The sequence below is a fragment of the Rhizobium sp. 01L419 genome (assembly GCF_056400025.1).
On record NZ_JBFTSM010000014.1, the window covers coordinates 137,030 to 159,540 of the forward strand.

A 22,511-nucleotide genomic window follows, 5' to 3' on the forward strand; every position below is an offset into this window, starting at 1 on the left:
CCCATGCTGCCTTCAGCCATGGCGGGCGAGGGGATCGCCGCACGTTTCGAGCGCCCGCCGCCCGCGTCGGTCTTCCCGGAGACGCGCCTCAGATTTGGGAATCCGATGCCGACTCCGAAAAAGCAGAACCTCTCTAGTGATGCTTGAAATACTGCACCTCGCGCTCATGCTTCTCGGCCGCCTCGCGGGTTTTGAAGGTGCCAAGATTCTTACGCTTGTGCGTCTTCGCATCAGGCTTGCGGGAATAGAGACGATATTCCCCTGACTTCAATTTCCGTATCATGTGAACCTCCTGTGCTGAGGGGTAAATTCCCCTCAGGCTCATCCGGTTCCGGCTGATTACGAAGATCGCCTTTCGGTCACCGTGCAGTGACAAATGGCCGAAGCGCGTCGATCAATTCGGTGGTGCCTTTGCGGACATCGCGCGCATTCGGCTCGACGTCGATGAGGCCACCCCTGCTATGCACGTCGTAGAGCTCGGTCAGAAGATCGGCAGCGCTGGCGCTCATCACCCGGCCCAGGCTTTCGCGCCATTGCGAGCGGGGCAGGGCTTGAGCAGTAATCGTGCGCCCCAGCAACTGGCTCAGCGCTGCAGCCACGTCGCTCGCGCTATAGCGGCGCGGGCCTTCTGCGTGAACGATCTGCTCGCGCGTTTCGATGTCGGGGCGAAGCAGGAGATCGGCGGCGACCCGGCCGACATCCTGCGCCGAGACGTTGGGGATCTGCTTTTCGACCGGGTCATGAAAGCTCGGCAGAATGCCGGTTGCGATCGCTACCGGCGCGACGCGGCCCCAGCCTTCCATATGCTCGGCCGACCGCAGGAATATCCGGCGCATATCCAGTTGGCGAAGGCGCTGTTCGAAGATGTAGAACATGCTCGGCATGGCGAAGCCTTCGCCGAGATGGGCGCCGTAGTCGGAAATGGCAAGCATGAGGGCCGGCCGCGCTTCTTCCAATGCCTCGGCAATGCTTTCGATCGAGCGGCGCATGTCACCTTTTATGTCTTCAGCCCGCGGGTCGGCCGGCAGAATGACCTGAACGCTGTCCGCATCTGATATCGCTCCGGCAAGCGCCTTGGCGTCCTGCAGATCGGCAAAAGCGACATCGCAGCCGATGGCGGTCAGGCGATCAGCCTTTGCCGGATCGCGCAGGATAGCGCGCACGGGCACACCTGCCTCGCGCAGCGCCTTGGCGGTCGAATAGCCGATCTTTCCGGCGGCTCCGAGGATTGCAATCATCTGTTTCTCCTTGCTGATGATGCGCAAGGACTAGAGGGGCGCGCCAGAGGCGTCGCACATATTCAGGCCGGTCTTTGCAATTTCGGGCGGAATTCGCCGACTTCGCGCAGGATCTCGCCGGGTGTCTGGCCGGTGAGCCGGCGCATGGTGGTTGCCATATGGCTCTGATGGGCAAAGCCCGCGGCAAGCGCAATCTCGCTTGCGGCCATATCCGTCGTCGTCATCAGGGCGCGGGCATATTCGACGCGGCGGCGGATGACATATTGGTGCACAGAAACGCCGGTGCTGTTGCGAAACAGGCTCTTCAACCGTGTGACACTGACACCAGCAACGACCGCAAGGTCCGCCAGATGCAGCTTCCGGTCCAGATGGGTCTCGATGAATTCCGTCAGCATCCGCAATTGCCGGGCCGAGAGTTTCGGTTCGCGGTTGATCTCGGGCCGAGGCGCGCCGTCGCTCGCCGTTTCGATCAGCCGGATGGCGAGCGCGTTGGCGAGAAGATCGATATAAAGCGGATCGGAGGGCATATCGGCCTCCAGATCCGCCTTGATCGCCCGGCAGATCGCCTCGATGCCGGTGTCACGCAGCTGAAATCGCGGCTGCAGCTCGATCTTGCCGGCATCCCGGCCGAGATCTTCCGCGACCTGTTCCAGCCGCGAGGGATCGAGACTTACGCGCAGGATCCGGCAATCGGCATCATCCTCCCAGGAGCCGTCGAGACCGGCCGGGATAACGTCGATATCGCCGGGCTTTTGCACGCGGATCATCCGGCGGCCATCGCAACTGCAGTCGGCGTTGACAGGCGGGCCAAAGTGAATGCCCAGACGATGCATGTCACCGCCCGGTGCGCGAGAGAGGCCGCGGGGAATATGCAGGAATTCGGCAGCGAGCCCACTCCACGCCCGTCCGGCGCTGGTCAACAGGATCTGCGGTGACGTCTGCAGGGATGGAGCTATCATAATATGTCTTTGCTTTAACTTGGGCTCTTAGCTTGGGGCCGGGATGCTACGTCTCAACCGCCGGCTTGCCAACCGGGTTTACCGTCGCAATCAGATGATCGCTTCGATGAGGAATGGACCGCGGCGCCTGAGCGCGCTTTCGAAAAGATCGGCGAATTGCTCGCAGCTATGTGCGCCCGCGGCATCGACGCCCATGCCCTTGGCGACCGAAACCCAATCCCAGGCCGGGTGATCGAGGTCCATCATCCGCCTTGCATTCTCGCCGATGCCGTTGACGCCGACATTGCGCATTTCGGCATGCAGCACGGCATAGGCGCGGTTGGCGAAGATGATCGTCACCACGTCGAGGTTTTCGCGGGCCTGCGTCCACAGGCCCTGCACCGTGTACATGCCGCTGCCATCGGCCTGCAGATTGATGACCTTGCGATCCGGGCAGGCGATCGCGGCACCCGTCGCAAGCGGGATGCCGCAGCCGATCGAGCCGCCCGTGTTCATCAGGTAATCGTGCGGCGCAGCCGCGGCCGTGAGCTCGAAGAAACGGCGGGCCGAAGTGATAGCCTCCTCGCAGACGATGGCATTATCAGGCAGCCTTTCCGCCACCATCACGGCGACTGCATCTTCGGTCAGATGTCCGAACGGGACGATATAATCGGAATCGATGATTGCACGCCGCTGTGGTTGCGATGGTTTGACGCCGAGTTCGTCCCGCAGCGCCTCCAGCGCGCCTTTCAAATCCTCTCCATGTTTCGCCAATGTGAGGACCTTGCAGCCGTTGCGCACCAATCGTCCCGGCTTGCCCGGATAGGCAAAGAAGGCGACGGGTTCGGGAGCGCCGACGAGCACCAGAACATCGATATCGGCAAGCAGTTGCAGGGCGTCGTCGATCGGGTAGGGGATGCGGGTCGGGGTGACACGGCCGCCGCCGCGCTCCATCCTGGCCAACAGCACTTCACTGAAGAGACGTACATCCTTGGCCGCGGCAATCGCGCCTGATATCTCCAGACAGTCGGCGCGGGCAGCCGCCCCGCTGACGAGAATAGCGGCCTCGCCCGGCGTGTTACGAATGGCGTTGGCAACCTCGCGCACGGTATCCATATTGACGGCTGATGGCGCTGGAGGAGACACCTTAAGCGGTTGCGCGGAGGCGACTTCGCCCCAGGCGGCATCTGCCGGCAGGATGAGCGTTGCCACACCAGGAGGTGACAATGAGGCACGGAAGGCAGCCTCCGTCGCGTCTGCCACATCCTCGGGACTGCTGATGCGACGCACCCAATTGGACATCGGCGCAGCAAGGCTTTCGATATCCGATGTCAGCGGCGCATCGAGGGCAAGATGGTAGGAGGCGTGGTCGCCGACGATGTTAATGACGGGAACCCTTGCCCGGCGAGCATTGTGGAGATTGGCGAGGCCGTTCGCCAGCCCCGGTCCGGTGTGGAGCAAGGTCGCCGCCGGCCGGTCGGTCATGCGCGCATAGCCGTCCGCCGCTCCGGTGACGACGCCCTCGGAGAGACCGAGAATGCAGCGCATGTCGGACTTGCGGTCGAGTGCCGCCACGAAATGCATTTCCGACGTGCCGGGATTGGCAAAGCACACCCTGACATCGTTTGCCAGGAGCGTGTCACACAGGCTGTCTGCACCATTCATGGCCGTTTCCTCCCGTATCATAGCCTCGCACGGGAAGAATATAGGCACAACCTTGAATAATGCATCCGGCCGGCGCGAGCTTTCGTGACAGTGCCGCAAGCCGCATCTATAATCATTGCGGTCGCACCTCGGCAGCCATTGAGGAGTTGGCGATGAGCATGCTGTTCAGGAACGAGTTGCATGAGGATTTCGGCAGCTGGCCGATCGCCTATATTCCCTATGGCGGGGCGGATTTCGGTGAGATCCGGGCCGTGGCGGAAGCCGTCGGCGATGGCGATCATCCCGCCTTTTACGAGGCGTGGGTTTCGGCCGGCGACCGTCTGAAAGGCGAAGCGGAGGCAGCGCTTTCCGGGGGCCATAAGGTCAGCGCGCGCGAGCTTTATCTGCGGGCAAGCGTCTTCTACGCGGCCTCCTATCATCCGCTCTACGGAGCGCCTGTCGATCCGCGTCTGCTTTCCGCCTTCCGCAAGCAGACGGATGCGCTGGAGACGGGGCTTGCGCTCTCGGCGCCGACGATCGAGCCGCTTGCCATTCCGCTCGGCGAAACGCCGATGCCTGGATATTTCATTCCGGCGCATGGTCTCGAGCATGAGGTGCGGCCGCTCGTCATCTTCAACAACGGCTATGACTGCACCATCACCGACACCTATTTCGCCTGCGCCGTCGCAGCCTCGCGGCGCGGCTATCACAGCCTGCTCTTCGACGGCCCCGGCCAGGGCGCCATGCTCTACGAGCACGGCATCCCGCTGCGGCCGGACTGGGATGTGGTCATTCGTGCGGTGGTGGATTTTGCGGTGAACTATCCGCTCGTCGATCCTGATCGTATCGCCCTCAGCGGCTGGAGCCTCGGCGGGTTTCTGGCTCCGCGCGGGGCGGCGGGCGAGCCGCGCATTGCGGCGCTGATCGCCGATCCCGGCACCTGGAGCATTGCCGACGGTTTTCGCAAGATCATCGTCCAAAAGTTCGGCGTGCCTGCGGAAGCGGCGGCCGATCTCGGCGCTCTCGACCAGACACTGCTCGATACGATGGATGCCTTCATCCGCAACAATCCGGTGCTGAACTGGAAGGTGGTGCAACGAGGATTCTGGGTGCATGGGGTGGATAACCTCAGGGCCTATCTCGCCTCGGCCGAGCTTTTCACCATGCGGGGACATGCGGAGCACATCCAGTGCCCGACTTTGATCACCCAGGCGGAGAATGACGGGCTTGCCGCCGATGCCGGCTTTTTCTTCGATACGCTGCGCTGCTCCAAGACCTTGCTGCGGTTCACCGCCGAAGAAGGCGCAGATGGCCATTGCGAGATGAAGAACCGGTCACTGCTCAACAGACGGGTTCTGGACTGGCTCGACGAGCAATTCGGGCCGGGCACCAGCTAGATGGTCCAGAAGGCTGCGGGCATGGACGGGCAATTCCGCCCCTTGCGCCGTGCAGACTACCAGCTGCCGTGTCGCCCAATCATCCGACAGGCCGAGAATGGCAATCCCGGATGATCTTTTCTGGCGGCGGCCCGCCGTCTCCGGGACGATGCCGATCCCGGCGCCTGCACCAGCCAGCCGGCAGATAGCCTCGAAATCACGCAGCCGCACCCGGGTCTTCAGCCTGTAGCCGATGCGGCCTGCCTGCGCATCGATATGGTCCTGCAGGGCACCGGCGGCGAGGCCGATGAAATGTTCATCGACGAGATCGGCGAAGCGGATACTGCTCTCCAGGGCAAGAGGATGGCTGTTGCTGACCACGACGACGAGGCGATCGATCGCGAAAGGTCGCGCCGTCAGGCCGGCCATGTCAGTCGCGGCAGAGAGGATGCCGATCTCGGCATGGCCAGCCGCGATGCTTCTGGCAATCTCGACGCTCTGTCGCTCCTTCAGTTGCAGATCCACCTGCGGGTTGGCGGCCATCCAGGGTGCGAGCCGTTCAGGCAGATGTTCCGATATGGCTGCCGTGTTGGCGAGAATGCTGATCGTCGAGCGCAACCCGCGTGCATATTCGCCGAGTTCACCACGCATCTGCCTGATCTGTGCGAGGATCACGCGGGCATGGTGGGCCAGCGCTTCGCCGGCCTCCGTCGGGGAGACGCCACGCCGGCCGCGCTCCAGCAGGGTGACTTCGCCAAGCGCCTCCATATCGCGCAGGCGCTCGCTCGCAGCCGCCAGCGACAGCCCCACGTCCGCCGCCCCATGGGTGATGCTGCCGGCATCGACGACGGCCAGAAACAGGCGAAGGTCGGTAAGATCGAAACGCATTTTGCAAGGATAGGCCAATTTCAGCCTTCGGACCAGCCGAAGGCTGGCTGAGGGACTTCCGCATTGTGCCGGTATCGGGAGCTGCTAGCGATGCGGCATGTCCGATCTTTCCATCAGCTTCATCCTCGCCGTCACGGCCACCTTCTTCATCGCCGGCATCGTCAAGGGTGTCACCGGCATGGGACTTCCAACGGTCGCCATGAGTGTGCTGGGTGTCCTGACTTCGCCGCTGACGGCGGCGAGCCTGCTCATTGCGCCGTCGTCAGTCACCAATATCTGGCAGCTTTTCGCAGGGCCGGCTTTCCTTCGGCTCCTGCGCCGGTTCTGGCTCATGATGGCGGCCATCTTTTTGGGAACGATGCTCGGTTCGGCGTGGCTGACAAGCGGCGATACCAGCCTCACGACCAGAGGACTTGGCGCGGTATTGGTGCTCTATGTGACCTATGCGCTGTTTGCCTGTGAGCTCCGCGTGCCCAAGGCAATGGAGCCATGGCTTTCGCCCCTCATCGGTGCGGTGACCGGACTGGTGACGGGCAGCACAGGCGTCTTCGTCATTCCGGCCGTGCCCTATCTGCAGGCGCTGGGGCTTGCGAAGGACGATCTGGTGCAGGCGCTGGGCCTATCCTTCACCGTTTCCACGATCGGGCTTGCAGCCTCCCTCGGGCTGCGTGGCGCCTTCAACACGGGTAATCTGGCGCTCTCCTGTCTCGCCATCCTTCCGGCGCTTGCGGGCATGGGGGTGGGGCAGATGCTGCGCCGGCGGATTGCGCCTGAAACTTTCCGCCGCTGGTTTCTCATCTGCCTGCTGCTGCTCGGCGCGGGGATGTGTCTGGGACCACATTGAAACCGCCCATCAGCCGTGCCCTTCATCGATTGCGGCAATCGCTTCGATTTCGATCATGGCCTTGGGATCATAGAGCGCCTTGATCTCCGCGATCGTGTCGGCGGGGTAGGGCTCGGAGAAATATGTGCGGCGCAGTTCGACCACATCAGGGAAATGGCCCATATCGGTGACGAAGATTGTCACCTTGATGACGTCTTTCAGGCTTGAGCCGCCGGCCTCCAAAGCGCGGCGCAGATTGGCGAAAGCCTGTTCGCCCTGGGCGCGGAAACCGCCATCGACGATCCGACCACCGTCATCGGCGCCGGCCTGGCCGGAAATGAACAGAAGATTGCCGAACCTGATTCCCTGCGACAGCAGGAATGGTGCATAATTATCAGGCTCGGTGACGATACGTTCCAGCATTGATTCACTCCTTGTGAGGGCCGATGATCGAGATGGATTCATCTTCGTGACCTCAGCCACATGAAGAGAATGGGGCTGTTTCCTTGCCTCGACAAACTCCAAATCGTCAGTTATCGAGTGAATCCAATTCATCCATGGTGATCATGCGCAGACTTCCGACGCTTTCCGCTCTCCGCGCCTTCGAGGCAGCCGCCCGCCTGATGAGTTTCAAGCGGGCCGCGGCAGAACTCAATGTCACGCCCACAGCCATCAGCCACCAGATCAGGTCTTTGGAGGAGCACACGGGTCTCGTCCTGTTCGGTCGGCAGGTGCGCAAGGTGGTGCTGACCGAGGCGGGTGCGCAGCTGTACCCTGTTCTGCGGGACGGGTTCGACGCCTTCGAGGCGACGCTCGATCGCCTGGTCCAAATCCGCAAACGCGCCAGGGTGACGATTTCAGCCACAAACGCGTTCACGGCCAAGTGGCTGGTCCCGCGGGTGGCACGTTTCCATGCCTTGCATCCGGACATCGACCTTCAGCTGCATGCTTCGGACGAAGCGGTCGGGCTTGCGGACAATGGCGTCGATATTGCCATCCGGTACGGTCGGGGGCCCTATCCCGGCCTGAGCGCTGAGGTGATGTTCGCCGACGACTTCGCGCCCGTGGCCAACCCGCTGTGCGGTGCACTGAGCATCGAGGATCTGAGTACGGTGCCGCTGATCCATTTTCAGTGGCGGCGAAATCACCCGCTCAACCCCACCTGGGAGCGCTGGTACTCTGCGGCCGGTATTGTCCGGTCGCAGCCTCAGGGACAACTGCATTTTTCTGACGAAAGCCATGCCATTCAGGCTGCCGTCGCCGGACAGGGGATAGCGCTGTTGAGCCTGGCCCTTGTGCGCGACGAGCTGCAAGCCGGGCACCTCGTCCAGCCGTTTGGCCCGACCGTTCCCGGCCATACCTACCATATGGTCATGAATATCGATCCGCCGCCTGGCGCCAGCGTCCCCGCCGCGGCCGAATGGCTGCGTGCGGAGATTGCGCGCGGTTGATCATTCGGCGTTTCCGCGTGCAGCACCCGCCGCCTTGTTTTAGCCCCGCTCGCCCATCACTAAACAGATCCCACGCGATGGGCGATTCCTTTCCGTTCAACAAGGGTTTGAAAATGATCAAGAAAATGACGATCGCGGCGACCGCGATGCTACTTTCGGCTCACTATGCCGGCGCCTCAAGCGATGCCGCGTGGAATGCGCTCTTCGCCAAGGTGAACGGCACCTGCATCGGCCAGTCGGGCATAGATACGCCCGAGGCGACCGCTCCTGTTGTCTTCGACGATGCGACGGGCAAGGTCGCCGTGCTGTTGCGCGGCTCGATGGGCAAGGGCAAGAGCAAGGTCAAGAACGTCAACCTGATCTGCCTCTACGACAAGAAGACCGGCAAGGCCTCGATCGAGGAATATCGCTGGCTCGGCCGCTAATGCCTTGCGGCCATCATGCGCGCGCATGATGGCCCGCTGCCTGCAAAAATATGCCGGTCCTGTCGTCGCCCGGCACCAGCCGAATGGCGATTGCGCCCGCCAGCAGGACAAGCAGCACGCCGGCGGTCATCAGGCTCGTCAGAAAACGCCGATAGGCCTTGCGGCTTCGGGTATGGGCAATGATTTCGCGTTCACGCGCCAGATACGTTACGCCGCTGCGGCCGAACATGGGTTTCTTCCTTGGCATTGTCGACAGGGTTGCGGGAGCGAGTCTGACGAAAAGCCCATAGGAAATCGATATTGCCGCGGGGCGGGGAATATAGGAATTGCATCAAGGCCGGCGGGCCAGTGACAGCCCGGATGTCTTTATGGGAAGCCTATGCCGGCGCCCTTCCGTCCCAATCGAAAACATATGCCCGAATGAGTAGCTTTGCCTGGCGCGGATGATCCTTCGTCCGCTCCGACAACGCGAAAGGAAAAGGCGATGTATGGTCGTTGGTGGGCTTATTACATGCAGGCGCGCTTGCGCCATGTGGCTCCGTCTCAGCCGTCCTGGAACGCGCAGCGCAGGACCGAGGTGACGTTCGATCATACGGACGATCTCTGGATATTTCTCAGGCTCGCCCTGGTTCTCGCCGTCTTCTTTGCTGGCCTTGCCTGCATCCTCTGGGTCGCGAGCTGACGGGACGGTGAAGCCAATCGAGCTGGATGAGACATCGAGGGGGCGTACCGTTGCGCGAGCGGGACGCCGAGCATTTCGCGGTCGTCGCCCCTCGGAAAATGGGCTTTTGCGTTTGATATTTTCGACACGATTTAACAAGCGATTTCAGGGCGGCTCATTTCCGACAAAAATCAGGAAGCTTGCGACGGAGCCACACCTGCCTGGAAAGCATCTAATCGGGCGGCGAGATGCTCGGCTACGAAATCCACAAAGGCCCGAACCTTCGGCGATAATTGGCGATTTGACGGCCAGACGAGCGACAATGAACCAAACGCGACCATGTATGAGGTCAGGGCGGGAACGAGCAATCCGCCGCGGATATGGGCTGCCGCTACATAGACCGGCAGGTGGGCGATTCCCAAACCATCCAGCGCGGCCCGCAAGCCGGCATCCGTATTGTTGAAGGTCAGGCTTCTCGGCAAGATCAGTTTTTCGTTCGGAGGAGCGAAAGCCCAGGGCGCCAGGCGGCCGCTGGTTGGATATTTGAAATGGATGCAGGCATGCCCGGCGAGGTCGGCCGGCGCGGTTGGCAGCGTATGGCGATCGAAATAGCCGGGACTTCCGCAAACCACAAAATGCTGCTCGCCGAGACGGCGGGCGATCAGACCGGTATCGGCGAGTTCGCCGCTGCGAATGGCAACATCCACCCCTTCCGCCACCAGATCGGCGACGCGATCCTCAAAGTCGATATCCAGCTCGATCTCGGGAAATCGTTCCACAAAGGCCGGCAGGATCGGCATCAGGAGGTGATGACCGACGATATGCGCGACGCTGATGCGCAGGCGTCCCCTGGGGCGCTTCCGGCTTTCTATAATGCTTGTCTCTGCATCTTGGAGGTCGTCGATGATGCGCTTGCAGCGTTCGTAAAAGGCTGAACCTTCCTCCGTCAGGCTGATATTGCGCGTCGTTCTGTTGAATAACCGAACGCCAAGCCGTGCTTCGAGGCGAGCGATGGCCTTGCCGATAGCCGATGGAGAAACCCCGGCGACGCGAGCGGCCGCGACATAGCTGTGTCGCTCGGCGGCGTGAACGAAGGCGGTAAGACTGCTGAAACTATCCATGATCGCGCCATAAAGGACATTTTGTCCTTTATGTAAGTCCATTTTCCCGAATTGATCAACATTCAAGACAAGATATCGTTTTCTCCACAGGAAGCCCAATTCTGTTTGCTTCCCTTCAGGCGGAGAAAAAGATGAAGTCGATACATAGGAAACGTCAGTGGGCGGGAGCCAATTCATCACTTGCGGTGCTACTGGCCGGAAATTTCGTCACCATCCTTGATCTTTTCATCGTCAACGTGGCGTTGCCGAATATTCAACGGGACTTGCACGCCTCGAATGCCGAGTTGCAGATGATCATGGTCGCTTACAGCGTATCTTACGGCGCCATGCTGCTCAACGGCGCGCGGCTGGGCGACCTCTATGGCCGGCGGCGTATGTTTCTCTCCGGCATGGCAATCTTTGCACTGGCGTCCTTGCTGTGTGGCGTCGCCTTATCGCCCTGGAGCCTTATTGCCTCACGAGCACTACAGGGCATCGGCGCAGCCCTGCTGATGCCGCAGGTCTATGCGTCGCTGCGATTATTGTTCGATGGTGACGAGCGTCGGCGGGCCTTTGCCGTGATGGGCGCTGTGCAAGGCGTCGCAGGTGCGGCCTCGCAACTGCTCGGCGGCGGTTTGATGGCACTCGACATTGGCAACCTCGACTGGCGCCTGATCTTCTTTGTCAACCTTCCCATCGCCGCCTACGCCCTCATTGCCGGGAAATGGTTCATTGTTGAAACCAGAGACGCTGCATCGGCAAGGCTCGACCTCATGGGAGCGCTACTCGGCGCCTCCGCACTCACGGCAATCCTCCTGCCAGCAATGGTGGGGCAGGAACAACATTGGCCATGGTGGGCGATCACGGGCCTATTGTCGTCCGTGCCTTTGTTCGTCGCCTTCATCACCTATGAAAGCCGCTTGATGCGACGCGGCGGCGTCCCGATCATTGATCCCTCGATTTTCAAGAACGACGGTGTGGCCCTCGGCATGTCGGCGTCGTTTCTGTTTTTCTCGGCGATCAGTTCGTTCTCGCTGTCACTGACGATCTTTTTGCAGGTCGGCCTCGGCCAGACCCCTCTACAGGCGGCCATGCTGTTTTTGCCTTCCACAGTCGCATTCTTCGCCGGCTCCCTGGTTTCGGCCTCGTTAGCGAAACAGTTGCGGCATCAGGCGCCAACACTTGGCATGGGCATCTTCGGCTTCGGCTTGCTGATCGCGGTTATCGACGGCTTTGTCGGGGGAGAGAGATGGGCGTTGACTATCTCGGTGATTCTCCAGGGATTCGGTCAGGGAATTATCATTCCGCTTCTGCTCAACATGGTTCTGAGTACCGTAGCAAATTCCGAAGCCGGGATGGCGTCGGGCGTCTTCAGTACGACACAAACGGCAGGTTCGGCTTTCGGCGTGACGATCGTCGGCGTGATCCTGTTCGGCATTAGCGACGGAAGCGGCGGCGGTGTCTATGGGACTGCATTCGCGGTTGCGACACTCTATAATCTGGTCGCCGTTACTCTAGGTCTGTTTCTCTTTTGCGCATTGCAAAGGGGCAACAACGGGTCGCGCGCATAGGGCGGGGCCTGCATCCGCTGTATTGAGGCGGCTCTCCGCCGTCACAGGCTGACGGCGGCTTCCACTGATACCATCAGGCGCCTGAGCTTCAGGTGCGCCCTTCATTCACCTGCCGGCGCGGCCCGAAATAGGGCTGGCGCTCCGTCTCGGTGGCCCGCAGCGAATGGCGCAGCCGCAGCAGGTCCTTGCGGGCGACGAGGCCGCGCAATTGCCCGTTTTCTGCGTCGACGATCGGGATGCGGCCGGCATCGGTTGCCAGCATCAGATCGGCGACATAACCGACCGTATCGTCGGGATGGGCTAATGGTAGCGAGCTGTCGGAGACGAGATCGCCGAGCGTCTGGTCGGCAAGCGTACCATCCTGCTGCCAGCGCAGCGCGTCGCCGCGCGAGACCAGCCCCTTCACGATGCCTTTGCCATCGACGACGGGATAGACGCGGTGGGTCTTCGGCGTCGCGACGAAGAAGCTGGTCGCTTCACCGACCGTCATCTCGGCCGGGAAAGTATCGACTTCCTTGATCATGATGTCGCGGGCGCGAGAAAACTCGAAGGGGTCGATGCCGTATTCGCGGGTGATGTGCTGGCCGCGGCGGGCGATCTTTTCCGTCAGGATGGAGCGGCGCAGCAGCAGCACCGTGACCGCATAGGCGGAGACGGTCGCTGCCAGCAGCGGCAGCAGCGCCGAAACATCGCCTGTCAGTTCCAGGGCGAAGAAGGTGCCCGTCAGCGGCGCGCGCATCGTGCCGCCCATCATGGCGGCCATGCCGAGCAGGGCCCAGAAGCCGGGATCGCCGGGAAGGAAAAGGCCGACCAGCCAGCCAAGCGCGCCGCCGAAGATCAGGAGCGGCGCAAGCACGCCGCCCGAGGTGCCCGAGGACAGGGCAATCAGCCAGATCGCCGCCTTGACCAGCAGGATCGTCAGCACGGCGGCCGGCAGGATTGAGCTGTTCAGCAGGCCGTCGATGATATCGTAGCCGACGCCGAGCGCGCGCGGCTCGATCAGGCCGCCGAGGCCGATGAAGAGACCGCCGAGCGCCGGGCACCACATCCAGTGGATCGGCAGGGCCTCGAAGAGATCCTCGATCTTATAGAGCAGCGTCGTGAGGATGCCGGATTGCAGGCCGGCGATGATGCCGACAGCGGCGCAGAGCAGGATGCCCCACCAGGGCAGGTCCATATTGAATTGCTTCGGGAACAGCGGGCCTGCCTGAAACAGGAAGGGACGCCAGCAGACCGACACGCAGGCGGCGACCGCAACCGGGATGAAGCTGCGCGGCTTCCATTCGAATAGCAGCAGTTCGACGGCAAGCATGATAGCGGCGATCGGCGAGCCGAAGATCGCGGTCATGCCGGCGGCCGCACCTGCGACTAGCAGCGTCTTGCGCTCGGCCGAACTCAGATGGAAACACTGGGCAAAGAGCGAGCCGATCGCGCCGCCCGTCATGATGATCGGGCCTTCGGCGCCGAAGGGACCGCCGGTGCCGATCGAGATCGCCGATGAGAGCGGCTTGAGGATCGCCACCTTCGGCGACATGCGGCTGCCGCCGATCAGGATCGCCTCGATCGCTTCGGGAATGCCGTGGCCGCGGATCTTTTCGGAGCCGAAGCGGGCCATCAGGCCGATGACGATGCCGCCGATAACGGGGATCAGCACCATCCAGACGGAGCGCGGAGCCTGAGCCATCGAGACGGCAGCAATGCTGAAGCGGTGAAACCAGACGAGGTTCGTCACCAGCGAGATGAGGCTGACCAGAACCCAGGCGGCGAATGCGCCGCCCGTGCCGACGATCAGCGCCATGCCGACGAGGGCGAGAACGCGCTTGTCCGTGGTGAAATCCCCGGCCTCGCGCCGGGAGAGGCCACCCATGAAGTCATGGGGGCGATGTGCGTTTTTTTGGGGAGGCATTGCAGGTCCTGTTGACGGCTTCGTTCTTGACGCAAATATATCGTAGTACGATATAAATCAACAGCCAAAACCAGGAGCTGGAATCATGCCGAACAAGGACCGCGCTCTATCCGAAATCGAATATGAAGCGCTTGCCAACCTGAGATACAGGATCCGCAAATTTCGCCAGTTCAGTGGGAAGGCGGCCGAAAAACTCGGCCTGACGCGACAGCAGCATCAGGCGCTGCTGGCCATCAAGGGGCTGGGCATCGGGGGGCGCATGACCCTGTCCGATCTCTCGGACAAGCTTTTTCTGACGCCGGATGAAGCAGCCGAACTGGCGGCTTCGCTGCAGGAGGCCGGCCATGTCAGCATCGATGTCAGACAGAAGCGCCGGCCGGCCGTCCTGTTGACAGCACAGGCAGAAGAGCTATTGCACCGTCTGACACCCGCCCATCTCTACGAAATCCGCGAGATGGCACCGGAACTGATGCAGGCGCTGCGCATGCTTGGGGATCACCGGCAGATGGAAGTGGCCGCATGGATGCAATGAGCGGATGAAGCGCCCTGGGGGACGCATGGTGAAAACGCCTGACAATGACCTGACGGATGCCGATTACGAGGCGCTGTCCAACCTGCGCTATACGCTGCGCCGCTTCATGGATTTCAGCGCTTCGGCCGCGCTGGAAGAGGGGCTGCCGGCACAGCAGCATCAGGCGCTGCTGGCGATCCGCGGTCATCGCAGCGAGGATGCGATGACGATCGGCCTGCTTGCCGAGCGCCTGCTGATTGCGCCGCATTCGGCAACCGAACTCGTCGGCCGGCTGGTTGCTGCCGGCTATGTCTCGCGCCGGACAGACCCGGCCGACAAGCGGCGGCAGACACTGGAGCTGACGGAAAAGGCTGATGATGCGCTGAAGCGGCTCACCGCCATTCATCTGACGGAAATCCGGGAGATGGCGCCGCAGCTTATCAACATGCTGCAGAGCCTGCAGAAAGGTGACAGCCCCAAGAACGATCCCTGGCCGAGCTGACAGGCAATCAGATCCGCCTGTTGGTGGCCTGCTTCAAGTGGTGGCGAATGCCGTGGCCGGCAAGCGGCTCGTCGGCAAAGCGGCCAATGACATGCAGATGGGCGTGCTGGACCGTTTGTCCCGCAACCTCGCCGACATTCCAGCCGATATTGTAGCCGTGCGGTTCGGATCTATCGAGATGGGCGCGCGCATTCTCCAGAAGGTCGAAAGTGTCGAACCATTCCTCTGATGTCAGGTCGAAGGGCGTTGCGACATGCCGGAACGGTATGATGATACCGGAGCATTGCAGCACCTGATCGGTCGTTTCGAGGAAATAGCAGCTGTTGTTGGAAAAGAGCGGCGGGGCTTTTTCCGCACGGTTTGCGGCACAGAAGGGGCACATGGGCATCATTCCTGACCATATCAAGTCATTGCTACGGGCAGGCAATAGCGCGCGGTAGCGAAGGATATGTGACAGGCTGATATCAGGGCCTGAGGGAAAGCCCGGACCGTTAACGCGGCCGTTTACGCTCAGTGTTTACCGTAACGTACTTCCGCGATCATGGAATTTGGCAAAACATTCGCGTGTAGGTTTCATCTCAAGGAGAGAATTCGATGAAAGACGTCGACATTCAAAAGCAGGATGACCCGATCGTGCCCGTCAGCCGCCGTGATCTTCTGCTCGGCGGCACATCGCTGGCGCTCACGGCTCTCGCCGTTTCTGCCGCTGCCGGACCGGCTGCCGCGCAGACGCAGCAGGCAGCACCTGCACAGGGCAGCGGTTCCGCAAAACCACCGAACATTCTCGTCATCTTCGGCGACGATATCGGCATTCCGCAGATCAGCGCCTACACGATGGGCCTGATGGGTTACCGCACGCCGAATATCGACCGTATCGCCAGGGAAGGGGCGATCTTCACGGATTCCTATGGGCAGCAGAGCTGCACGGCGGGGCGTGCTTCCTTCATCCTCGGGCAGGAGCCATTCCGCACCGGCCTTCTCACGATCGGCATGCCGGGCGATCCGCACGGCATCCAGGACTGGATGCCGACGATCGCCGACGTGATGAAGACGAGGGGATATGCGACCGGCCAGTTCGGCAAGAACCATCTTGGCGACCAGGACCAGCACCTGCCGACCAAACACGGCTTCGACGAGTTCTTCGGCAATCTCTATCACCTGAATGCCGAGGAAGAGCCGGAAGGCTATTTCTACCCGAAGGACCCGGCCTTCCGCCGGCAGTTCGGCCCGCGCGGCGTGATCAAGTCTAGTGCCGATGGGAAGATCGAAGATACCGGCGCGCTCAACACGAAGCGGATGGAAACGGTCGACGAGGAATTTCTCGGCGCCGCCAAGGATTTCATCGATCGGCAGGCCAAAGCGGAGAAGCCTTTCTTCGTCTGGTTCAACGCAACACGTATGCACATCTTCACCCATCTGAAGCCAGACTCTCTCGGCAAGACGGGCAAAGGCATTCATGCCGACGGTATGGTGGAGCATGACGGTCATGTCGGCCAGCTGCTCGATCAGCTGGATCAGCTCGGGATCGCCGACAACACGATCGTTCTCTACACCACCGACAATGGGGCCGAGATTGCCCTGTGGCCGGATGGGGCGATGACGCCTTTCCACGGCGAAAAGGGTACGACCTGGGAAGGCGGCTTCCGCATTCCGATGATGGTGCGCTGGCCGGGTGTCGTGAAGCCCGGAACCGAGGTCAACGATATCGTCACGCTGATGGACTGGATGCCGACCTTCGCGGCTGCCGCCGGCATGGACGATCTGAAGGAGCAGATGAAGGCCGGTTTCACGTCGGGCGCCAAAAACTTCAAGGTGCATCTAGACGGTTATAACCTGCTGCCGATGCTGAAGGGCGAAGTCAAAGCCGGACCGCGTGATTCCGTCTATTATTTCGACCAGGGCGGCAATCTCAACGCCATCAGGTGGAACGACTGGAAGCTCAGCTTTGCGATCAACAGCGAAGGCAATATCGCCACCGCGACGCGCGAGGTGCCGGCCTGGGCCAACATCGCCAACCTGCGCATGGATCCATATGAGCGCGGAATGAAGGAGGGTGGCGGCGCTGTCGACTTCCTTGCCCGCAATATGTGGCTGCTCGTGCCGGTGCAGGCGAAGATCAAGGACTTCTTCTCCGATTTCGATCAGTACCCCTATCAGGAGGGCAGTTCGCTGAATGCGAGCGGCATCAATTACAGCCTGCTGCGTCAGCAGGCGGCCCTGAAACGGCTGAACGATCTGGAGCGGCTGGCGCCGCAATAGTCCTCCCTAGACCGTCGCGGCAGTGCGGCCGGAGCTGCCGCGACGGAAGAGATCCAAACCGCAGCGATACAAATGCGTTCATGGCCGATGCTGGGGAGGCCTCGATGAGCTCGTTTTTGAAGATATTGTTCGTCCTCGTTCTGGCCGCTGTGTCGCTGGGGACAAGGCCGGCTTCGGCCGAGACCCCGGCGCCGGTGGAGAAGCCTGATCTTATCGACAAGCACGTGATCGATCTCGGCAAGATGAAAGAACGCCGCATCGTGCGCGTGCTCGTGCCCTACAGCAAGACGATCTATTTCGTCGACAAGGGCCGCCAGTATGGCACGGCGGTGCAGTTCGGGCTGGAGCTCGAAAAGGTCCTCAACAAGAACAGCAAGAAGCAGATCGACCGCGTCAACATCGTCTTCGTGCCGATGGCGCGCGACAGGCTGCTCGACGCGCTCAACGAGGGCTATGGCGATATCGTCATGGCCAACATGACGATCACCGACGAGCGGCTGAAGCAGGTGGATTTCGCCGATCCGCTTTATGAAAATGCCGAGGAGGTGCTGGTCGCCGCTCCCAACAGCCCGGCGATCGCCAGCCTCGACGATCTCTCGGGCCAGCATATCGCGGTGCGCGCCTCCAGCAGCTATTACGAGCATCTTCTGGTCCGCAACAAGGAGTTGACCGCGGCAGGAAAACCCGAGATCGGCATCCGTGTGATGGATGAAAGCCTCGAAGACGAGGACCTGATGGAGATGGTCAATGCCGAGCTTCTGCCCTTCACGGTCGTCGACGCCTACAAGGGGAATATCTGGTCGCATGTCTTTGCCGACATGAAGGTGCGCCAGGATATCGTGCTGTCCTCCGAGGGCAAGATCGCCTGGGCGATCCGCAAGAACAGCCCGGAGCTGAAGGCGGAACTGAACGCCTTCGTTGCGACGCACAAGGTCGGCACGACTTTCGGCAATATCCTGCGCAACACCTTTTACAAGCAGGACAAGATCATCAAGCGCGCCTATTCGCCCTCCGACGTCGCCCGCTTCCAGACGCTGGTGGAGATCTTCCGCAAATATGGCGGCAGCTATTCGTTCGACTATCTGATGTTGATGGCTCAAGGCTATCAGGAATCGCAGCTCGACCAGTCGCGTCGCTCGCCGCGCGGCGCCGTCGGCATCATGCAGATGCTGCCCTCGACGGCAAAAGACAAGGTGATCGGCATCAGCGGCATCGACAAGGATGCGGATCGCAATGTCGAGGCCGGTGCCAAATATCTGCGCCACCTGATCGACACCTATATTGATGACGAGGGCCTGGACGCCAAGGACAAGCAGCTTTTCGCCTTCGCCGCCTATAATGCCGGGCCTGGCAACCTGCACAAGTTTCGCGACAAGGCAAAGGCGATGGGCCTCGACCCCAATGTCTGGTTCGGCAATGTGGAGAATGCCGCCTCCGAGATCGTCGGGCGGGAAACCGTTCAATATGTCAGCAACATCTATAAATATTACGTGGCCTATTCGCTGCTCGTGGCGCGCATGGGGGAGCGGACAAATGCTGGCCAGCCTGTCCAGAAATAACCGTGCCGCCGGCTGTTGGAATCAGCAGCACGGTGGGTCTCTTCCTCAGGGTTTGCGCGTGAAGACCCCGAGATTGTAGAGCTGGACGCGCCTGTTATCGGCGGCCTCCGATTTCGAGCCCTCGATCGGGAAATATTCGCCGACCCCGACCGCATAGAGACGCCCGGCATCGACGGCGAAGGTGGTCGACAGGATCTCCTTGATCGCCTCGGCCCGCTGCTGGCTGAGGTCGAGATTGTGCTGGTCGCTGCCGGTCGAACTCGTATGGCCGACGACGAGGAACTTGTAGGCCCAGAGGTTCGGGTGGTGCAGCGCATCGGCGATCATGCCGAGCGTGCGGTAGGATTCCGGCTCGATGGCAACGGAATCATTCGCGAAGGCGATCTCGACCACCATCTGGGGCAGGCGCGCGACCTTGCTCCAGTTCGGGAGGCCGGACATCTGTTTTCCCGATCCGTTCATGGCCTCCTGCCTGAGCAGTTCGACATCGACGATGGGCGCTGCCCCCTGCAGCTTGCCGAGGCCGTTGATGATGCGTTGTTCGGAGACCTGCTGCGCGAGCGCAAGCGCTGGGACGAGGAAGGCTGCGGCAAGGCCGGCGAGGGCGGTTTTTCTCATCGTCATGACCTTACCTCCAGCCCGCATCTGATATCGTCTGACTGCATTGATTGCTGACCGTTTTTGTCTTGCCGGCGAGGCATGCAAGAATGTAGCCGTCGCCCTTCACGCCGTTGCAGCGCCGCGCCATGTCGGTGGCGCAGACCTTTTTATATGAGGACTGCGCCTGTTCGCGCTTCTGGATCGATGCCGCGACGCTCGCCAGTGTAGTTGTGCAGGTCGGCGATACCTTGGCGGAGTTCTGCGCGAGGCAATCGGCAATCCTGTTATTGCCGAGGTTCATCCCCTTGCAGAACTTCTTGATATCGGCACCGCAATCCTTCGCTAGCACCGTGATCGCGTCGGCATAGCTGATGGTGTCGGCCTTTGCGGCACCGGTCCAGGCAATGACGGCGATCGCCGCCGCACCAATCAGTTTCGGTCCTTTCCGCATGCGCAAGCCCTCCTGCTGCGGCCGCCGGAATGGCGTCCCCTCGAGGCTTATTGAATGCAGATCGGGCGAGTTCGGATAAGTACGTTACCGTAAATCAGACCCGTAAATTCGGGGTAGTTACACGCTGGCCCGCCGATAAAGCGCGAGCGAGCCGGCAAGCGTCAATAAGGCGCCGCCGCAGATCCGGTCGAGCCAGAGCGCGCCCGACTTCCGCAACAGCCGGACGGCCTGCGAGCCGAGCAATGCGTAGCCGAACATGACCATGAAATCGATGGCGGCAAAGACGAGGGCGAGCATGGCATATTGCTCGACCTGCGGACTGGCGGGATCGATGAATTGCGGCAGGAAGGCCGAGAAGAACAGGTAGCCCTTGGGGTTGGTGACGGCGACGAGAAAGCTCTTCAGGAAAATCGTCACCGCCGAAGCGGATGCATTGCCGCTTTCAGAGCGCAGCGAAACATCCAGCGTCCCCTTGGAGCGCAGCAGCATGACACCCAGGAAGGCGAGGTAGCAGACACCCACCCATTTAACGACGGTGAACCAGAATTCCGAGGCGGCGAGCAGGGCACCAAGACCCAGTGCGACTGCGCCGATCAGCACGAAGTCGGACATGACTGCGCCGATCATGCCCGATATCGCCCGGCGCACCCCGAATTTCGAGCCGTTCGTCAGGGCCAGAAGCACGGTCGGGCCGGGTGTAGCGATGCCGATGAATGCCACAAGCGCAAATGCAAGAACGGTCATCTCAGTCATATCGTCCTCCTCCGTGTCAGGAATCGAGTTATGGCATTCACCTGACATTTGCGGAAGGGCCTTCAATGAAAGCCAATATCCTGCTCCGGATCAAAGCACAGATCCATGTATCCTGACCATTTACGGCGCCGTTTACTGTAACTTACTTCCGGATATTCGCCCCGTATGTTTCGCTTTGGTCACTCAGCAAGTCCTCAGTACCTTCGCTATCCTGGCCTTGCCAAAGATGCGTCGGCATCAATCGAGGCCCTGCCGGGTTTTTCATTTCGTTCCGGGGGAAACGCACATGACAATCCAGTTTGGGATCAGACGCCTGTTGCGGACGCCTATCTCGTTCGCTTTCCTGGCAATTGCTTCGATGGCCATTTCGGCCCCCTCTGAGGCCAGGGCCGCTTCCCTGACCGAAGAGGAAGCGCGTGAGATCGGCATCGAAGCCTATGTCTATTTTTATCCGTTGATATCGATGGATATCACGCGCAAGCAGCTGACCAACATGGAACCGAAGGAGGGAGCGATTGGCGGTCCGGCCAACCGCTTCGCCAATGTCCGCGCATTTCCGGCGGCGGACATGAAGGCCGTGGTCCGGCCGAATTTCGATACGCTCTATTCGAGCGGCTGGCTTGATCTCACGAAGGAGCCGGTGGTGGTTACCGCACCGGATACCGGCGGTCGCTATTACCTCCTGCCGATGCTGGACATGTGGACGGATGTGTTTGCCGCGCCGGGCTGGCGAACGACCGGAACGTCAGCCGGAAACTTCTTGATTGCCTCGCCCGGATGGAGGCCCGAGCTTCGCGATACGTTCGGCGAATTCAAGCTGCCTGATGGAACTGAACGGATCGATGCTCCGACGCCCTATGTCTGGACCATCGGCCGCACCAAAACCGATGGCCCTGACGACTACGATGCCGTTCACAAGGTCCAGGACGGCTACAAGATCACCCCGCTGTCGCAGTGGGGCAAAGACGCCAAGCCGGCCGCGGTCAAGATAGACCCTTCCGTCAACATGACGACGCCGCCGAAGACGCAAGCCGATACGGCTTCGGCGGAAGACTATTTCGCTTACGCTGCCGAACTCCTGAAACTTCATCCGCCRCACAGCACCGATCAGCCGATCATTGCCCGCATGAAGCGGATCGGCATCGAGCCCGGCAAGAGCTTCGATCTTTCCAAGGCCGATCCTGTCGTCCAGAAAGCGCTGAAGACGGCGCCGCAGGATGCGCAAGCGCTCATGGGCTGGAAGCTGAAGACGTTGGCACGCGTGGTCAATGGCTGGTCGATGAATACGGACACGATGGGCGTTTATGGCAATTACTACCTGAAACGCGCGATCATAGCGCAACAGGGGCTTGGCGCCAATCTGCCTGAAGACGCCATCTATCCGCTGAATCTTGCGGATGAAACCGGCAACCCGCTGGACGGGCGAAGCAATTACACGATCCACTTCGAAAAGGAGAACATTCCACCAGTCAACGCTTTCTGGTCGGTCACCCTCTATGACAGTGACGGCTTCCAGGTCGCCAACCCGCTCAACCGTTTCGCGGTCAGCAGCTGGATGCCGTTCCAGTTCAACGCGGACGGCTCGCTCGACCTCTATTTCCAGACGGAGAGCCCCGGCAAGGACAAGGAATGGAACTGGCTGCCGGCGCCGAACGGCCCGTATAATCTGACGATGAGGCTCTATGCGCCGAAGGGTAGCGCGCTGATCGGCAAGTGGAACCCGCCACCGGTGACGCGTGCGGCTCCGGCGGCTCCGCTCGCTGCTCAGTGACAAGGCCAAATGCATCGGAGGCTTGGCGGTGCGCGCCATGAACCATGGCGCGCACCACCAAGCCTTTCTTTTCCATCGATAGTT

24 protein-coding genes are annotated in these 22,511 nt (G+C 61.1%); 11 read left to right on the plus strand and 13 right to left on the minus strand.

What is annotated here, in order from left to right:
* Positions 1–133 precede the first annotated feature (133 nt).
* From AC1DUP_RS25370 to AC1DUP_RS25385, 4 genes are all read right to left on the minus strand, one after another.
* A complete protein-coding gene (locus tag AC1DUP_RS25370) occupies positions 134–283 on the minus strand; it encodes a hypothetical protein (protein WP_113308362.1) in 150 nt (49 codons plus the stop codon).
* Positions 284–359: 76 nt separating this feature from the next.
* Positions 360–1,238, minus strand: a complete 879-nt coding sequence (locus tag AC1DUP_RS25375) for an NmrA family NAD(P)-binding protein (protein WP_477835310.1) — start codon at positions 1,236–1,238, stop codon at positions 360–362.
* A gap of 62 nt (positions 1,239–1,300) precedes the next feature.
* Positions 1,301–2,197, minus strand: coding sequence for a helix-turn-helix domain-containing protein (locus AC1DUP_RS25380; RefSeq protein ID WP_477835312.1), 897 nt, complete (start codon positions 2,195–2,197; stop codon positions 1,301–1,303).
* 90 nt (positions 2,198–2,287) lie between these two features.
* Complete coding sequence (locus AC1DUP_RS25385; protein ID WP_113507653.1) at positions 2,288–3,841, minus strand: acetolactate synthase large subunit; 1,554 nt, start codon at positions 3,839–3,841, stop codon at positions 2,288–2,290.
* A gap of 152 nt (positions 3,842–3,993) precedes the next feature.
* Here AC1DUP_RS25385 and AC1DUP_RS25390 point away from each other — a divergent pair, with 152 nt between their 5' ends.
* On the plus strand, positions 3,994–5,217 hold the full coding sequence (locus AC1DUP_RS25390; protein WP_477835314.1) for an alpha/beta hydrolase family protein: 1,224 nt from the start codon (positions 3,994–3,996) through the stop codon (positions 5,215–5,217).
* Here AC1DUP_RS25390 and AC1DUP_RS25395 read toward each other — a convergent pair.
* The gene (locus AC1DUP_RS25395; RefSeq protein WP_477835316.1) at positions 5,155–6,084 is read right to left on the minus strand and encodes a LysR family transcriptional regulator; all 930 of its coding nucleotides are present in this window, start codon (positions 6,082–6,084) and stop codon (positions 5,155–5,157) included. The two genes, AC1DUP_RS25390 and AC1DUP_RS25395, sit on opposite strands and share 63 nt — an antisense overlap.
* A gap of 97 nt (positions 6,085–6,181) precedes the next feature.
* On the opposite strand from AC1DUP_RS25395, the gene AC1DUP_RS25400 reads away from it, so the two are divergent.
* Positions 6,182–6,928 (plus strand): sulfite exporter TauE/SafE family protein, encoded by a 747-nt coding sequence (locus AC1DUP_RS25400; RefSeq protein WP_477835318.1) that lies wholly within the window; start codon positions 6,182–6,184, stop codon positions 6,926–6,928.
* 9 nt (positions 6,929–6,937) lie between these two features.
* Here the strand turns inward: AC1DUP_RS25400 and AC1DUP_RS25405 are convergent, their stop codons facing one another.
* Positions 6,938–7,330 (minus strand): RidA family protein, encoded by a 393-nt coding sequence (locus AC1DUP_RS25405; protein ID WP_113301064.1) that lies wholly within the window; start codon positions 7,328–7,330, stop codon positions 6,938–6,940.
* Between the two features lie 134 nt (positions 7,331–7,464).
* Here AC1DUP_RS25405 and AC1DUP_RS25410 point away from each other — a divergent pair, with 134 nt between their 5' ends.
* Together AC1DUP_RS25410 and AC1DUP_RS25415 are read left to right on the plus strand one after the other, a co-directional pair.
* Complete coding sequence (locus tag AC1DUP_RS25410; protein WP_477835320.1) at positions 7,465–8,358, plus strand: LysR substrate-binding domain-containing protein; 894 nt, start codon at positions 7,465–7,467, stop codon at positions 8,356–8,358.
* A 113-nt stretch (positions 8,359–8,471) separates the two neighbouring features.
* Positions 8,472–8,783: a hypothetical protein gene (locus AC1DUP_RS25415; RefSeq protein ID WP_477835322.1), complete on the plus strand. Its 312-nt coding sequence runs from the start codon at positions 8,472–8,474 to the stop codon at positions 8,781–8,783.
* A gap of 13 nt (positions 8,784–8,796) precedes the next feature.
* Here the strand turns inward: AC1DUP_RS25415 and AC1DUP_RS25420 are convergent, their stop codons facing one another.
* Positions 8,797–9,012 (minus strand): hypothetical protein, encoded by a 216-nt coding sequence (locus tag AC1DUP_RS25420; protein ID WP_477835324.1) that lies wholly within the window; start codon positions 9,010–9,012, stop codon positions 8,797–8,799.
* 255 nt (positions 9,013–9,267) lie between these two features.
* Here AC1DUP_RS25420 and AC1DUP_RS25425 point away from each other — a divergent pair, with 255 nt between their 5' ends.
* Entirely contained in the window at positions 9,268–9,465 is a 198-nt protein-coding gene (locus AC1DUP_RS25425) for a hypothetical protein (RefSeq protein ID WP_113507647.1), read from the plus strand.
* A gap of 170 nt (positions 9,466–9,635) precedes the next feature.
* Here the strand turns inward: AC1DUP_RS25425 and AC1DUP_RS25430 are convergent, their stop codons facing one another.
* Positions 9,636–10,565: a LysR family transcriptional regulator gene (locus AC1DUP_RS25430; protein WP_115034947.1), complete on the minus strand. Its 930-nt coding sequence runs from the start codon at positions 10,563–10,565 to the stop codon at positions 9,636–9,638.
* Positions 10,566–10,696: 131 nt separating this feature from the next.
* On the opposite strand from AC1DUP_RS25430, the gene AC1DUP_RS25435 reads away from it, so the two are divergent.
* Complete coding sequence (locus AC1DUP_RS25435) at positions 10,697–12,115, plus strand: MFS transporter (protein WP_477835326.1); 1,419 nt, start codon at positions 10,697–10,699, stop codon at positions 12,113–12,115.
* An 88-nt stretch (positions 12,116–12,203) separates the two neighbouring features.
* On the opposite strand, the gene AC1DUP_RS25440 is transcribed toward AC1DUP_RS25435, so the two are convergent.
* Positions 12,204–14,021, minus strand: coding sequence for a chloride channel protein (locus AC1DUP_RS25440; protein WP_477835328.1), 1,818 nt, complete (start codon positions 14,019–14,021; stop codon positions 12,204–12,206).
* Between the two features lie 85 nt (positions 14,022–14,106).
* Between AC1DUP_RS25440 and AC1DUP_RS25445 the strand changes: the two genes are divergently transcribed.
* Together AC1DUP_RS25445 and AC1DUP_RS25450 are read left to right on the plus strand one after the other, a co-directional pair.
* Entirely contained in the window at positions 14,107–14,553 is a 447-nt protein-coding gene (locus tag AC1DUP_RS25445; protein WP_113301068.1) for a MarR family transcriptional regulator, read from the plus strand.
* Between the two features lie 25 nt (positions 14,554–14,578).
* Complete coding sequence (locus AC1DUP_RS25450; RefSeq protein WP_477835330.1) at positions 14,579–15,034, plus strand: MarR family winged helix-turn-helix transcriptional regulator; 456 nt, start codon at positions 14,579–14,581, stop codon at positions 15,032–15,034.
* 7 nt (positions 15,035–15,041) lie between these two features.
* Here the strand turns inward: AC1DUP_RS25450 and AC1DUP_RS25455 are convergent, their stop codons facing one another.
* Positions 15,042–15,416, minus strand: a complete 375-nt coding sequence (locus tag AC1DUP_RS25455) for an HIT domain-containing protein (RefSeq protein ID WP_113301070.1) — start codon at positions 15,414–15,416, stop codon at positions 15,042–15,044.
* Positions 15,417–15,628: 212 nt separating this feature from the next.
* Between AC1DUP_RS25455 and AC1DUP_RS25460 the strand changes: the two genes are divergently transcribed.
* Entirely contained in the window at positions 15,629–17,293 is a 1,665-nt protein-coding gene (locus AC1DUP_RS25460) for an arylsulfatase (RefSeq protein ID WP_113507642.1), read from the plus strand.
* 104 nt (positions 17,294–17,397) lie between these two features.
* The gene (locus tag AC1DUP_RS25465; RefSeq protein ID WP_477835333.1) at positions 17,398–18,852 is read left to right on the plus strand and encodes an MltF family protein; all 1,455 of its coding nucleotides are present in this window, start codon (positions 17,398–17,400) and stop codon (positions 18,850–18,852) included.
* A gap of 45 nt (positions 18,853–18,897) precedes the next feature.
* On the opposite strand, the gene AC1DUP_RS25470 is transcribed toward AC1DUP_RS25465, so the two are convergent.
* The 3 genes from AC1DUP_RS25470 to AC1DUP_RS25480 all read right to left on the minus strand — a co-directional run bounded on the left by AC1DUP_RS25470 (position 18,898) and on the right by AC1DUP_RS25480 (position 20,656).
* Entirely contained in the window at positions 18,898–19,470 is a 573-nt protein-coding gene (locus tag AC1DUP_RS25470; RefSeq protein ID WP_477835406.1) for an OmpA family protein, read from the minus strand.
* A 10-nt stretch (positions 19,471–19,480) separates the two neighbouring features.
* On the minus strand, positions 19,481–19,903 hold the full coding sequence (locus AC1DUP_RS25475) for a hypothetical protein (protein WP_113507640.1): 423 nt from the start codon (positions 19,901–19,903) through the stop codon (positions 19,481–19,483).
* A 117-nt stretch (positions 19,904–20,020) separates the two neighbouring features.
* A complete protein-coding gene (locus AC1DUP_RS25480; RefSeq protein ID WP_115034954.1) occupies positions 20,021–20,656 on the minus strand; it encodes a LysE family translocator in 636 nt (211 codons plus the stop codon).
* Positions 20,657–20,942: 286 nt separating this feature from the next.
* On the opposite strand from AC1DUP_RS25480, the gene AC1DUP_RS25485 reads away from it, so the two are divergent.
* Positions 20,943–22,427, plus strand: coding sequence for a DUF1254 domain-containing protein (locus tag AC1DUP_RS25485; RefSeq protein WP_477835336.1), 1,485 nt, complete (start codon positions 20,943–20,945; stop codon positions 22,425–22,427).
* Positions 22,428–22,511: the final 84 nt, after the last annotated feature.

Bases quoted from the DNA above. Each gene is read 5' to 3' on its own strand.
- AC1DUP_RS25470 (WP_477835406.1), bottom strand. From the start codon at position 19,470: ATGAGAAAAACCGCCCTCGCCGGCCTTGCCGCAGCCTTCCTCGTCCCA.
- AC1DUP_RS25395 (WP_477835316.1), bottom strand. From the start codon at position 6,084: ATGCGTTTCGATCTTACCGACCTTCGCCTGTTTCTGGCCGTCGTCGAT.
- AC1DUP_RS25380 (WP_477835312.1), bottom strand. From the start codon at position 2,197: ATGATAGCTCCATCCCTGCAGACGTCACCGCAGATCCTGTTGACCAGC.
- AC1DUP_RS25405 (WP_113301064.1), bottom strand. From the start codon at position 7,330: ATGCTGGAACGTATCGTCACCGAGCCTGATAATTATGCACCATTCCTG.
- AC1DUP_RS25420 (WP_477835324.1), bottom strand. From the start codon at position 9,012: ATGTTCGGCCGCAGCGGCGTAACGTATCTGGCGCGTGAACGCGAAATC.
- AC1DUP_RS25480 (WP_115034954.1), bottom strand. From the start codon at position 20,656: ATGACTGAGATGACCGTTCTTGCATTTGCGCTTGTGGCATTCATCGGC.
- AC1DUP_RS25370 (WP_113308362.1), bottom strand. From the start codon at position 283: ATGATACGGAAATTGAAGTCAGGGGAATATCGTCTCTATTCCCGCAAG.
- AC1DUP_RS25435 (WP_477835326.1), top strand. From the start codon at position 10,697: ATGAAGTCGATACATAGGAAACGTCAGTGGGCGGGAGCCAATTCATCA.
- AC1DUP_RS25400 (WP_477835318.1), top strand. From the start codon at position 6,182: ATGTCCGATCTTTCCATCAGCTTCATCCTCGCCGTCACGGCCACCTTC.
- AC1DUP_RS25430 (WP_115034947.1), bottom strand. From the start codon at position 10,565: ATGGATAGTTTCAGCAGTCTTACCGCCTTCGTTCACGCCGCCGAGCGA.
- AC1DUP_RS25440 (WP_477835328.1), bottom strand. From the start codon at position 14,021: ATGCCTCCCCAAAAAAACGCACATCGCCCCCATGACTTCATGGGTGGC.
- AC1DUP_RS25390 (WP_477835314.1), top strand. From the start codon at position 3,994: ATGAGCATGCTGTTCAGGAACGAGTTGCATGAGGATTTCGGCAGCTGG.
- AC1DUP_RS25460 (WP_113507642.1), top strand. From the start codon at position 15,629: ATGAAAGACGTCGACATTCAAAAGCAGGATGACCCGATCGTGCCCGTC.
- AC1DUP_RS25445 (WP_113301068.1), top strand. From the start codon at position 14,107: ATGCCGAACAAGGACCGCGCTCTATCCGAAATCGAATATGAAGCGCTT.
- AC1DUP_RS25385 (WP_113507653.1), bottom strand. From the start codon at position 3,841: ATGAATGGTGCAGACAGCCTGTGTGACACGCTCCTGGCAAACGATGTC.
- AC1DUP_RS25465 (WP_477835333.1), top strand. From the start codon at position 17,398: ATGAGCTCGTTTTTGAAGATATTGTTCGTCCTCGTTCTGGCCGCTGTG.
- AC1DUP_RS25410 (WP_477835320.1), top strand. From the start codon at position 7,465: ATGGTGATCATGCGCAGACTTCCGACGCTTTCCGCTCTCCGCGCCTTC.
- AC1DUP_RS25450 (WP_477835330.1), top strand. From the start codon at position 14,579: ATGGTGAAAACGCCTGACAATGACCTGACGGATGCCGATTACGAGGCG.
- AC1DUP_RS25475 (WP_113507640.1), bottom strand. From the start codon at position 19,903: ATGCGGAAAGGACCGAAACTGATTGGTGCGGCGGCGATCGCCGTCATT.
- AC1DUP_RS25455 (WP_113301070.1), bottom strand. From the start codon at position 15,416: ATGTGCCCCTTCTGTGCCGCAAACCGTGCGGAAAAAGCCCCGCCGCTC.
- AC1DUP_RS25425 (WP_113507647.1), top strand. From the start codon at position 9,268: ATGTATGGTCGTTGGTGGGCTTATTACATGCAGGCGCGCTTGCGCCAT.
- AC1DUP_RS25375 (WP_477835310.1), bottom strand. From the start codon at position 1,238: ATGATTGCAATCCTCGGAGCCGCCGGAAAGATCGGCTATTCGACCGCC.
- AC1DUP_RS25415 (WP_477835322.1), top strand. From the start codon at position 8,472: ATGATCAAGAAAATGACGATCGCGGCGACCGCGATGCTACTTTCGGCT.